Raw genomic sequence first — 12,280 nt, 5'->3', positions numbered from 1 at the left:
TCAAGGAGGGTGACACCATGGCCGCACACGTCATCGCATTGGCCAACCTCAAGGGCGGCTGTGGCAAGACCACGCTGTCGATCAACCTGGCCTCCGGTCTCGCCCGGCGGGCGGAAGTGGGTCTGGTCGACGCCGATCCCCAGGGTGCCCTACGCCACTGGTCGGGTTGGGGCGAGGCCAAGTCGGGCCTGCCCCGTCTGTTCGACGAACACGACGATGCCCATGCCAACCTTGCGGCGGCACGCCAGCATTGCGACTACGTGATCGTCGACTGCCCGCCCTCGCTGGACATGAACGTGACCATCGAGTTGCTGCTTCACAGTCACCAGGTCCTGATCCCCGTTCTCCCCTCGCCGCTGGACCTGTGGGCGAGTGCCGACACCGTCAAGGCGGTGAACAAGGCGCGCGAGAGCGGCAACAAATCCCTTTCCGCGGCTCTGTTGCTCAACCAGACCGAACCGCGTAGCGCCATGACCCGTGCCATGCAAAATGCCGTCGCGGGGCTTGGCTTGCCCGTCCTCCCGGCGGCCGTCCGCCGTCGGGCCGCCTATCGAACGGCGGTCGTGGAGGGAGTGAGCGTCTACCAGCTTGGCGGCCGTGGTCGCGCGGCGGTGGACGAAATCGAGAACATCATCGACGAGGTAACGTCACCATGAGCAAGTTGGAAGACAAGCTGAGCGCCAGCGTGAAGTCGGAGTCCGAGTCCGAGTCCAAGCCGACCGCGACCACCCAAACCACCAAGGCCGAATCCAAGCCGGCAGCGACCAGCAGCACGGCAAGCAAGACGCCGGCGGCAGGCAACACCGCGAGCAAATCGACGGCGTCCACCTCCACCGCCCGCAAGGCCCCGGCCAAGCGTGCTACCCCCGCCCGAAAGTCACCGTCGACGAAGACGACTGCCAAGAAGCCGGCCGCCAAGTCGAGCAGCGCGACCAAGTCCTCGACCACCCGCAAGCCGGCCACCAAGCCGAAGAAGGCCCCGGGTCTGGGCGAGCAGCCGCTGCACCCGCGCCGCGTCTGGCCGGACTGATCCCGCCGTCGGGCCGGCCAGACGCCGGCCCGCTTTCTTCCTTGCCACAAGCAGAGCCACGATCGATGTCATGACGAGTGCACGGCTAGAAGACCACGAGCGCCTCGACGAACTGGGCGAATCCGCACGCGAGATCCTCGAAATCCATTGGGTGGATGCCTCGCGGGTCTTCGCGCCGCGTGCGCTCGAGGCCTATCTCGAGGGCGCGATCAGCCTGCAATCGCTCGGTCGGGGCGAGGAACTGGTCCTCGCCTACATCGAAGCCACGCCTCAGGTGGCAAGAGAGCTTGGTACCGATGCTGCCTTCGAGTTGCTCTCGATGGCGATCAAGATGTTCTCCAAGACCAGTGCGGCGGTACTCACCCTGCTGTTCTCCACCGCCCCGGTGGCCGCGAACCGCCTGGGCGAGGCCTCGCTGTTCCAGCAGTACCTGTCACTGGTCAACTACATCCTGGGGCAGGCGCCACGTGCCCTGCGCCCCATGCTCACGCAGCTCGACCACCTGCTAGAGGTGCTGACCCTGGGTGGGCTGCGACGCTGGGCCACCTGGGGCATCAACGCCCACCGCACCAACTTCGAGGCGCTGGACGCCTACTTCAGTCTGGCCAGCCCCGATGCCGAGGCCGTCCTGCAAAAAGAGCGCCGCGGCACCCTGTTCGTCGACGTGCAGCGCCGCCTGGTGCTGTACCTGCGTGCCCTGTGGGCGCGCAACTTCCTGCTGCGCCCCACCTCGGGCGACTTCGAAAGCCGACAGGGTTACCGGCCGTTCATCGAGGGGCCGTTCATCAACCTGCCCGATGCCTTCGACGACTACGTCGACCGCGATGACTCGTCGGTCGACGGCGTCAATCTCTATCGTGCCTCGGCCGCCCACGCCGCCGCGCACATGATCTACTCGGACTTCGATACCGAGTCCGAAGACGCCTCCAAGCTCCAGCAGACCTTCATCGGTCTGATGGAAGACGCGCGCGTGGAAACCCTGGCCGGCAAGGATTTCCCCGGACTGGCCCCGCTGTGGACGCGCATCGCGCGGATCTCGGTCAATCGCCACGAGGAAACCGATCCCGAGCGAGTCGGCCCGCTGCTCGACCGATTGGCACTCGCCCTGCTCGACCCGAACTACGCCGACGATCATCCCTTGATCGCCCAGGCCCGCGAAGCGGTGACCTCGATCCGCGAGGACCTCGAGGACTACGAACGCGTCCGCCAGGCCGGCCTGGCGCTGGCCGATCGGGTCGAGCAACTGGGTCTGCACTTCAGCCCCAGTCAGGACGTGCCCAGCATCCCCTACCGCGACGACAACCGCTTCTTGTTCGACAAGCCCGAGTCGGCAATGGACATCAAGCGTGAAGGCAATATCGACGACAAGCGTCGCTATGTCTCCCTGTTGGAGATGCTCAACTCACTCGACATCGAGAACATCTCCGCCGAGGATGCCGACGAGGTCTGGGTGCTGGGCACCGAGCTCTACGACAATCACGGTCGCAAGTACTCCGACCTTTTTGCCGAGGACCGCACGGCCTCGCCGGTGCACTACTCCGAGTGGGACTACATGTCGCAGCTCGAGCGCCCGTATTGGACCACCATCAACGAGAAGCGCCCGGTTGACGGCGATCCCGAGTCGATCGACGCGATCCTAGAGCGCCACAAGCCGCTGGTCCGGCGCCTGAAGTACCTGATCGAGGGCATCCAGCCGCAGGGCGTGGTGCGCGAGAAGAAGGTCGAGGACGGCGACCAGATCGATCTGAATGCGGCGGTCAACGCGATGATCGACATCCGCATGGGCCAGACGCCCGATCCGCGCATCGGCATCCGCACCCGCCTGCAGGTCCGCGACCTGTCGGTGATGCTGCTGATCGACCTGTCCGAGTCGACCAACGACGCGATTGGCCGCGGCGACGAGGAGACCACCGTGCTCGATCTGGCCCGCGAGGCGGCCACCCTGCTGGCCGATGCGATCAACCGGGTGGGCGATCCGTTCGCCATCCACGGTTTTGATTCCAACGGCCGCCACGACGTCGAGTATTACCGCTTCAAGGACTTCGGCGAGCCCTACGGCGACAAGGCCAAGGCGCGCCTGGCCGGCATGACCGGGCAGTTGTCGACCCGCATGGGCGCGGCCCTGCGTCACGCCGGTGCCGTGATGCGCCAGCGTCCCAGCCAACGCAAGCTCGTGCTGCTGCTCAGCGACGGCGAGCCCTCGGACAACGACGTGCGCGATCCGCAGTACCTGCGTCACGACACCAAGAAGGCGGTCGAGGAACTGCACCGCCAGGGGGTCGAGACCTTCTGCGTGACCCTCGACCCGCAGGCCGACGAGTACGTCTCGCGGGTGTTCGGGCCCAAGAACTTCATGGTGCTCGACCACGTCTCGCGCCTGCCGGAGAAACTGCCGGCGCTGTACCTGTCGATGACCAAGTAGCGCACGCAACGATGAACGACGCGGCATGGTGCCGCGCCCTCGACCCGCCCCCTGTCTGGCTCATCCTGCCGCTCACGGGTCGGGGGCATAACAACAATCGGGAATGAACGGCCCGGCCATCAGCCGGCGGTACCGTAAAGGGTGAGACGATGATCGAACTGCAATGGCTGATACCCCTGCTGCCCTTCCTCGCAGCGCTGCTGGTGCACCTGCTGGGTGGCCGGATGGGCAAGCGGGTGGCACGACTGAGTGTCGGCATCAACCTCCTCGTGGTGGTGATCGCCGCCTTCCAGTTGACCGCCTACATCGCCGGGGATACCGGGCCGCAATGGATGGGCCTGGCCAACGGCTGGGGCAGGCTGCAGCTCGACCCGCTGAGCGCGATCATGGCGCTGGTGGTCTCCGGCATCAGTCTCGTGGTCCACATCTACTCGATCCGCTACATGATCGAGGAACCGGGCTACGGGCGCTTTTTCATGCTGCTCGACCTGATGACCGGCTCGATCCTGCTGATGGTCATGGCCGGCGACCTGATCACCCTGTTGATCGCCTGGCACCTGATCGGCGTGGTGCTCTACTTCCTGCTCGCCCACAACACCGAGCCGCCCAACGCGCAGCGGTACGCCTTCTGGACGTTCATCACCTACCGGCTGGGTGACCTGCCGCTGGTGCTCGCCGCCGTGATCCTGTTCCAGGCCTACGGGGTGCTCGACTTCCCCACCCTGTTCGAGCGTATCGCCGAGTCGCCCGATGTGCGCACGTTCATGAACCTGCCGGTGACCGGCACCGTGGCGTTCCTGGTCGCGCTGTCGGCGTTCGCCAAGTCCGCCCAGTTCCCGTTTCACACCTGGCTGCCCTACACCATGGAAGGCCCGACGCCGGTCTCGGCGCTGATGCACGCGGGCATCGTCAATGCCGGCGGCATCATCATCAACCGCTTCGCGCCGGTGTTCGTCCACAGCGGCGAGATCCTGCACCTGCTGTTCGTCGTGGGCCTGGTCACGGCGCTGATCGGCTCGGTGCTGATGCTCACGCAGAACGACATCAAGAAATCCTTGGGTTATTCGACCATGGGCCAGATGGGCTTCATGATCATGGAGACCGGCGCGGGCGCCTTCGCCCTTGCGATCTTCCACCTGATCGCCCACGGCCTGTTCAAGGGCACCATGTTCCTGGGCGCGGGTAACGTCATCGGCGCGGCGCGCAAGCACGACGGCGTGCCCAACGACCCGCTCTACGACTTCCTGGTCGAGCGCAAGTCCGCCCCGGCCCGTCTGCCCTGGCTGATCATCGGCGCGGTGACGCTGATCGTGCCGCTGGTCATCCTGGTGATGGCCCACGCCTGGGTCGCCGAGGACTTCTTCCAGAAACAGGGCGCGATCGTGCTGCTGTTCTTCGGCTGGATCACCGGTGTGCAGGTGTTGTTCGCCACCCACCGCCTGGATTCGGAGAACCCGGTGCGGATGATGGCGCTGATCATCCTCTCGTTCGCGCTGATCGTGGTGGGTTACAGCTTCGTCGGCCACAGCTTCGAGACCTTCCTCTATCCGGATGCCGCCTTCCGCGATTCGCTCTACAGCGCGGCGGGGATCGATGCGGTCACCTTCGACATGCTGGTGATCCTGCTGGCGCTGATCGTGGTGCTCGGCTGGATGGGCGCGTATCTCACCAACGTGCGCCGTCAACGGGTCGACGAGGGGCACGGCAACGCCCGGCTGACGCTGTATTCGCTGTTCTCGCGCGAGTTCTACGTCGCCGATGTCTACGACCGCATGACGGTCACCCTGCTTGATTTCTCCAAGCGCCTGAACGTCTGGTTGAAGTGGAGTTGATATGTCCGGTCTGCTGATCATCCTCGCGGCGTTCTTCCTGCCGCTGTTCCCGGCCAGCCTCGTGTTCAATCGGCTGGCCGCCGGCACCACCAACCCGTTTGCGCGTCTGGCACTGTTCATCGTCTGGCCGCAGATCGGCGTCGCCCTGATCCTGTGGGGCGATCTCGCCCCGGCCGGCACGGTGCTGGCGACCTGGGCGACCTTAAGCGCGATCTTCTACGCCTTCCGGATGCTCACCGTGCGCGAGGTCGGCCGCTGGGCCGCCATGCTGGCCAGTTCCGCCTGGCCGCTGGTGTGGCTGTTCGTCATGCAGGGGCCATCCGGGTCCGACCTGATCGCCTTCACGCTGGCCATGACGGTCGCACCGGTCCTGATGCTGCTGGTGCGCGATGCGCTGGCCCGTCGGCTGGAAGCGGCCTACACCGGCCTGCGCGGTGGCCTGGCGCGCGACCTGCCGCGCCTGTCCGGCGTGATCGCCGTGGTCACCCTCGCGGCGATGGCCCTGCCGTTGTTCCCGGGCTTCTTCGCCCTGCTGGCCGTGCTCAGTGGCGCCACGCTCGGAGTCGCCATCGGCATCCTGCTGACCTGGCTGTTATGGAGCTGGGCCGGTGCGCGTTTGCTGCAAGGCACGATATTTGGCCCGCGTAGCGGCCCGATCGCCGACGACCTGCCCCGCTCTACCACGTGGCTGGTCGCCGGCCTGGTCGTGGTGATGGTGGCCGCCGGCCTGATCTGGACAGGAGGTGCTGTATGACCCTTTCCCTCGGACGTGGTCTGAAGATCCGCTCGATGGTGCACATGGCCGCCGAGCCAATCCCCAATTTCTGGCCGATGCGCACCTTCATCCACCACAACCCGTTGCACGGGTTGGAGGACCTGCCCTTCCCCGAGGCGGTCGAGCGTGGCGAAGAGTTGTTCCACGGCCGAGGCTTCCTGCCGCGCGCCGACTACCAGCGCCTGTTCAACGAGGGCCGCGTCGACCGCGATACCCTCGAGGCCAGCGTGGCCGCCGCGCTCGAAGAGCGCCCAGCCCTGCAGGCGATCGGCGGGCAGGATCTGCTCTGCACGCTGTTGACCGAGCGACGTGATCCGGTGATCACCAAGCGCACGGTCGCCGATCTCGACGATGTTGCCGCCGCCCTGCACGACCGTGCCGACGAGCCGGCGTCGATGAATGTCGAGACGTTGGCCGAACGCCTGCGCGGCTGCTTCCCGGCCGAACGTCCCTTCTACGAGGCACTGGATCTCCTGTACGGCACCCGCATCGGCGAGACGCTCGACGAACTCTTGATCAAGACCTGCCTCGATTTCTTCGACGAGGGCCAATCGGCCTGGCAGATGCCGGGGCGCGAGCAGGGCCTGTTCACCGCCTGGAGCGCATTGGCGCGCCGCAACCTGCGCCTGTTCCTGCGCGGGCTGCATATCCAGAAGATCCTGGTGCAGAGCGAAACCCCCGAGGGGATCATCGCCTACATCCTCGATGAGCTGGGCATCCCGGAGGACGTCTGGCAGGACCTGATCGTCCGCGAACTCACGCACATGCACGGCTGGGCGGGCTTCATCCGCTGGCGCTCGACCGCCAGCCGTTACCACTGGGCGCAGGAATACCCGGCCGACCTGGTCGATTTTCTCGCCATCCGGCTGGTGCTGGCCCTCTCCTTGATCCGCGAGCACGCCCGCCGGCGCAAGATGCCGGGCAACCGCGAGGCGCTCGAGGCCCTGATCACCGAGCGCCCGGCCGAGTGCTACCTGCGCCACGAACTGTTCACCGGCGGGGTACTGCCGGCCCACGCCGAGGCGGTCGAGGACGTGGTCGCGCGCGGCAAGCCCGCCGAGGTCGCCAGCCTGCTCACCCGCTACCTGCCGACCAAGCGCCGCGCCGAGGGCGAGCGACAGGCCCGTGCCCTTGACGAACTGGCCGAGCTGGCCGGTGCGCCGGAGACCTTCCGCGACCTGGATCACGATCGACTGGTCGAGGTGCTCGACGAGCTGGCCGCCTTCGAGAAGCGCGAGGGCATGGTGTGGCTGGAGGCCATGGAGGCGACCTATCGCCGCTCGATGCTGGGCAAATTGCGTCTGACGGCCGCCGAACCGCGCGAGAAGCGCCCGTTCGCCCAGATGCTGTTCTGCATCGACGTGCGCTCCGAGCGCATCCGCCGTCAGCTCGAGACCATCGGCGACTACCAGACCTACGGCATCGCCGGTTTCTTCGGCGTGCCGGTCAGCTTCATCGCGCTGGGCAAGGGCAGCGAAGATCACCTCTGCCCGGTCCTGCTCACGCCCAAGAACCTCGTGCTCGAGGTGACCACCGGCGCGGAGAAGCTCGATACCGACCTGTATTCCTCGGCCGAGCACGTGCTGCACGATCTCAAGCACTCGGTCCTCTCGCCCTACTTCACCGTCGAGGCGATCGGTCTGCTGTTCGGCTTCGACATGATCGGCAAGACCATCGCCCCGGCGGCCTACAACCGCTGGCGAAACAAGATCGAGGCGGACAAGCCCTCGACCCGCCTGATGGTCGACAAGCTCACCCGCGAGCAGGCCGACTCGGTGGTCCGTGCCCTGCAGCGCGTGATCATCGTCAAGGCGATCCACCACGAGTTCGGCATCGAGCGCGAGGCGATCACCGACTCGACCATTCGCGAACTGCGCGAGGCGGCGATGGAAAAACACGTCGGCCAGACGAGCTTCGCCCGCGATTTCGCCCTGAGCGAGAGCGCCGAATCGAAGTTCATCAAGACGCTGCAGACCGACTACCGCATCAACCGCTCCTACGCGCAGATGCAGCTCGAGCGCCTGGGCCGGATCGGCTTCTCGCTCGACGAGCAGACCTTCTTCGTCGCCCAGGCCCTGCGCTCGATCGGCCTGACCGAGCAGTTCTCGCGTTTCATCATCCTCACCGGCCACGGCAGCCAGTCGGACAATAACCCCTACGAGTCCGCGCTGGACTGCGGCGCCTGTGGCGGCAGTCACGGGCTGGTCAGCGCACGGGTACTGGCGCACATGGGCAACAAGCCGGAGATTCGCCGCCGCTTGCGCACCGAAGGCATCGATATCCCCGACGATGCCTGGTTCCTGCCGGCGATGCACAACACCACCTCCGACGAGGTCAAGCTGCACGATCTCGACCTGCTGCCGGCCAGTCATCTCGTCTACCTCGAACGACTGCGCAACGGCCTGCGCGCAGGCATGCGCCGCACCGCCACCGAACGCCTGCAGACCCTGGAGCCGGACGGCGAGCCGGAACTCGATGCAGTCAAGGCGGCCCGCAAGGCCAAGCGCAACACGGTCGACTGGACCCAGGTGCGCCCCGAGTGGGGCCTGGCGCGCAACGCCGGCTTTATCATCGGGCGGCGTCACCTGACCGAGGCGACCGATCTGGAAGGCCGCACCTTCCTGCAGTCCTACGACTACCGCGTCGACCCCAAGGGTCGACTGCTCGAGAACATCCTCACCGGCCCGCTGGTCGTCGGCCAGTGGATCAACATGGAACACTACTTCTCGGCGGTCGACAACGAGCACTACGGCAGCGGCAGCAAGGCCTATCACAACGTCGCCTGCCGTCTCGGCGTGGTCACCGGCAACCTCTCCGACCTGCGCACCGGCCTGCCCTCGCAGACGGTGCTCTATGATGGCCTGCCGTACCATGACCCGATACGCCTGCTCACGGTCATCGAAGCGCCGTTCGAACACGCCCGCGCGGCGATCGACGGCGTCTCCGGCGTCAAGAGCCTGGTGAAGAACGGCTGGGTACTGGCGGTGATCCTCGATCCCGAGACCGGCCGACTGCACCGATTCGTCGACGGCGAGTGGCGGCAGGAGGCCCTGCCCACCGCCGAGCAAGACGCGACCGATCAACCTGCTGCGGAGGAGATCCCTGCATGAACAACCTGAACCTCAAACCGTTGAAGAAGCTCGAGATCATCCTCGAGGGCGAGCACCAGGCCTTCGCCACCGACCTACTTGATCGCGCCGGCGTGAAGGGCTACACCATCATCGGCAACCTCTCCGGCAAGGGCAGCCAGGGCTTTCACGAAGGCCACCTGATGTTCAACGAGGACGAGGTGCTGATCATGATCATTGCCGCGGTACCCGAAGAACTCGTCGAGCCGATCCTGGAAGGCTTCACGCCCTTCTTCAACAAGCACAGCGGCGTGGTCTTCATCTCCGACATCCAGGTCAGCCGCCTGGTGAAGTTCAAGGGCTGATCACGCCGGGCCACATGGCGGTCGTCGCCCCGACCCAGACATCCAACCAGAATACGAGAGTGCAACATGCTGTTTGATCAATCCCCCCAGAACGGCACCAGCGACAGCAACGCGAACGCCGACGAATACCGCATCAAGACCGAGCCGTACTACCGCACGGTCCACGACGAGGTCAATCTCTACGAGGCGGCCTACAAGGCGCGCATGCCGATGATGCTCAAGGGCCCAACCGGCTCGGGCAAGACCCGCTTCGTCGAGTACATGGCCTGGAAGCTGCAGCGCCCGCTGATCAGCGTGTCCTGTAACGAGGACATGACCGCCTCAGACCTCGTCGGTCGCTACCTGCTCGACAAGGACGGCACCCGCTGGCAGGACGGCCCGCTGACCACGGCCGCCCGCATTGGTGCGATCTGCTACCTCGACGAGATCGTCGAGGCGCGCCAGGACACCACGGTCGTCATCCACCCGCTGACCGACCACCGTCGCGTCCTGCCGCTGGAGAAGAAAGGCGAACTGGTCGAGGCCCACCCCGACTTCCAGATCGTCATCTCCTACAACCCCGGCTACCAGAACCTGATGAAGGATCTGAAGCAGTCGACCAAGCAGCGTTTCGGCGCACTGGACTTCGACTACCCGGACCCGGAGACCGAGGCCGAGATCCTCGTCCACGAAACCGGCGTCGACCGCGACACCGCCGGCAAGCTGGTCGAAATCGCCCAGCGCGCGCGCAATCTCAAGGGCCACGGCCTGGACGAAGGCATCTCCACCCGCCTGCTGGTCTACGCAGGCCAGCTGATCGCCAAGGGCGTCGACCCGCGCGATGCCTGCTCCATGACCCTGGTCCGTCCGATCACCGACGACCCGGACATGCGCGACACCCTCGACTCGGCCGTCGCCGCGTTCTTCTCCTAAGAAACCGCCCGCCGCAACGACAGACGCCCAGCCAAATCGGCTGGGCGTTTTGCTGTCTGGCCGGCGATTTCAGTTAGGACCGATCGATCAGTAATTCAGGCTAATCGTCATGTCCAGATCCCGCCCATCATATTCAAACCGGGCATCTTCGAATGAAGGCGCACTCAGCGTGGCGGTTACATCATTGGAAAACCCGTAGCCCTCCGTGGGAACCCCCAGCCAGTTGGTCGCCAGCTCGCCGTCCAGATTCTCGTCATGAATAACCGCCAGTGCATACCTCCCCGCCGGAATATCCAGAAAGTGGCAACGCGCCCGCGTGTCCTTAATTTCCAGCATCCCGATATTGGTCGCGGATTTCACGAACTCTTTCGGAAATCCCTCTGACGACTCGAAGAGCGCGCAGGCCACCTTGCCGGTGCTGTTGCGGATATCCAAGATAGTCACATGAATGCCCGCGTAAGGTTCTTCCGCAAGCGCGATGGCGGGAGGATGCGCCACCGCCAGCAGGCCACACACGGTGATGTACCGCAAGCCCATGGGGACCCGCCCTGCCAGGTCAGCGACCGTGGAGGTCAATGTGCATTGCTGATCAACTGACTCACTCATAACCCACCTCGTGGCCCCGGCCTGCATCGTCAGATGTCACAGGACCATCGCCGGAATAAAGGCAAACCCCAGTCATTTTCCGCTAGTCACCCAAACGTAAGGAACAGGCGGAAACGATCTACACTGTCAGACGGTGTTCGTGCCCACACAGTTCCATCGCCGAGACACGACGGGCAGACGAGTCGATATGCCCAGTGGCGCGGAAGCTCAATGGCCACGGCCTGGATGAGGCCATCTCTACCCGCCTGCTCGTCTACGCAGACCCTCCGAGCCGCACACCCCTCCCTGAGTCCGGTCCGTTCGGACATGCGCCACACACAGACTCGACTCCTGGGGAGCACGTCCCTTCGAAATCAAACACCATTCCGAGAACCAAAGATGCCCAGCCGATTCAGCTGGGCAACTTTCTTCAAACCATCAACTTACGATCTCGGGTCAGTTGGTCGAGGGCATTACCCGCTCAGTCTGTGGCGCGCGACCACCCCACAACCGCTTACAGAGATAGGGCGCCTTGCCATAGCAGTTATTGGGTCGGTAGCTCGACAGGTCCAACTCAAACCCCTTGTCCCGCATGCAGGCTTCGGCCTGAGCCGCTTCCCGTGCGGACAAGTCGTTCGCTCGATCGACGTCACGATAGCCGCATTCCCGCATCTCGGCCTGCACCTGCTTGGCCGGCACGTCGTGCTTCGACCACGCCTCATACACCCAATTGGGCGGCTGGTGGCTGGTCGCACAGCCTGCGATGAGGGCCGCAGAGACTGCCGCGAGTGCTAGTAGATACCCTTTCTTCATGTCGTCCTCCTGACGCTTGTTGCGACCAAAGCGATCCCGCTTCGATCAGATGACTGTTCCTTGTCACAACCTTGTACGGATAAAGCGCATATGGCGGCCACATCTGTTCTCCAACCATCGCGGGGGCCGCCGCTCAACAGATTCCGCCCACCTTTCCTGATGCGGGAATCGATTCGATCCGTGACGCAGTGCGTGGCATGTAACACCCCTCACTGCATATAGGCATAGCCTTCATGCTGCAATTCGATGATCTCGGCGTCGGCCATGGGCACCACCTTGACGAACCCGTGCACGTCCTCGGGTTCGACATCACGCAGCGCGGCCGCGACCGCACACAGGCGGTACTCGATATTGCCGGCGACGGTCAACGACTGTGCCCGTTCCATCAGCTCCCTGTTCTCGTCGTACGTCTCGGCGGTGAACAACGGAATTTCCGGGCCGTGCAGGATAACCACGATATGCGCGTCGAGCACGTCAC

11 protein-coding genes and 1 pseudogene are annotated in these 12,280 nt (G+C 64.8%); 9 read left to right on the top strand and 3 right to left on the bottom strand.

All coding sequences use genetic code 11. From position 1 onward, the window contains the following. The first annotated feature begins 17 nt into the window (after nt 1–17). From parA to ABGV18_RS09280, 8 genes are all read left to right on the top strand, one after another. On the top strand, nt 18–656 hold the full coding sequence (parA, locus tag ABGV18_RS09315) for a ParA family partition ATPase (protein ID WP_396585786.1): 639 nt from the start codon (nt 18–20) through the stop codon (nt 654–656). Then, nucleotides 653–1,030 (top strand): hypothetical protein, encoded by a 378-nt coding sequence (locus ABGV18_RS09310; protein ID WP_396585785.1) that lies wholly within the window; start codon nt 653–655, stop codon nt 1,028–1,030. The genes parA and ABGV18_RS09310 overlap by 4 nt, the downstream gene beginning before the upstream one ends. Before the next feature lie 70 nt (nt 1,031–1,100). Continuing rightward, nucleotides 1,101–3,452, top strand: coding sequence for a nitric oxide reductase activation protein NorD (locus ABGV18_RS09305; protein WP_396585784.1), 2,352 nt, complete (start codon nt 1,101–1,103; stop codon nt 3,450–3,452). A 149-nt stretch (nt 3,453–3,601) separates the two neighbouring features. Continuing rightward, entirely contained in the window at nt 3,602–5,284 is a 1,683-nt protein-coding gene (locus ABGV18_RS09300) for a proton-conducting transporter transmembrane domain-containing protein (RefSeq protein ID WP_396585783.1), read from the top strand. A 1-nt stretch (nt 5,285) separates the two neighbouring features. Continuing rightward, on the top strand, nt 5,286–6,038 hold the full coding sequence (locus ABGV18_RS09295; protein WP_396585782.1) for a hypothetical protein: 753 nt from the start codon (nt 5,286–5,288) through the stop codon (nt 6,036–6,038). Beyond that, the gene (locus ABGV18_RS09290; RefSeq protein ID WP_396585781.1) at nt 6,035–9,169 is read left to right on the top strand and encodes a DUF2309 domain-containing protein; all 3,135 of its coding nucleotides are present in this window, start codon (nt 6,035–6,037) and stop codon (nt 9,167–9,169) included. Before ABGV18_RS09295 ends, ABGV18_RS09290 begins: the two co-directional genes overlap by 4 nt. Then, nucleotides 9,166–9,492 carry a P-II family nitrogen regulator gene (locus ABGV18_RS09285; protein WP_372592505.1) on the top strand — a complete coding sequence of 109 codons (327 nt, stop codon included), beginning with the start codon at nt 9,166–9,168 and terminating at the stop codon, nt 9,490–9,492. Before ABGV18_RS09290 ends, ABGV18_RS09285 begins: the two co-directional genes overlap by 4 nt. A 66-nt stretch (nt 9,493–9,558) precedes the next feature. Beyond that, entirely contained in the window at nt 9,559–10,404 is an 846-nt protein-coding gene (locus ABGV18_RS09280) for a CbbQ/NirQ/NorQ/GpvN family protein (protein WP_396585780.1), read from the top strand. A gap of 87 nt (nt 10,405–10,491) precedes the next feature. Here the strand turns inward: ABGV18_RS09280 and ABGV18_RS09275 are convergent, their stop codons facing one another. Beyond that, nucleotides 10,492–11,010, bottom strand: a complete 519-nt coding sequence (locus ABGV18_RS09275) for a DUF2141 domain-containing protein (protein WP_396585779.1) — start codon at nt 11,008–11,010, stop codon at nt 10,492–10,494. A gap of 194 nt (nt 11,011–11,204) precedes the next feature. On the opposite strand from ABGV18_RS09275, the pseudogene ABGV18_RS09270 reads away from it, so the two are divergent. Continuing rightward, a pseudogene (locus tag ABGV18_RS09270) lies at nt 11,205–11,267 on the top strand (CbbQ/NirQ/NorQ domain-containing protein); the annotation flags it as partial. 178 nt (nt 11,268–11,445) lie between these two features. Here ABGV18_RS09270 and ABGV18_RS09265 read toward each other — a convergent pair. Beyond that, on the bottom strand, nt 11,446–11,802 hold the full coding sequence (locus ABGV18_RS09265; RefSeq protein WP_396585809.1) for a hypothetical protein: 357 nt from the start codon (nt 11,800–11,802) through the stop codon (nt 11,446–11,448). A gap of 209 nt (nt 11,803–12,011) precedes the next feature. Continuing rightward, the coding region (locus tag ABGV18_RS09260; protein WP_396585778.1) for a DsrE family protein at nt 12,012–12,280 on the bottom strand (269 nt) is incomplete at its 5' end.

It is taken from the genome of Guyparkeria halopsychrophila (assembly GCF_044582135.1).
In the GTDB taxonomy this organism is placed as follows: domain Bacteria; phylum Pseudomonadota; class Gammaproteobacteria; order Halothiobacillales; family Halothiobacillaceae; genus Guyparkeria.
The sequence above is the reverse complement of the archived record's forward strand: the minus strand, read 5'-3'. Positions and strand labels throughout refer to the sequence as shown.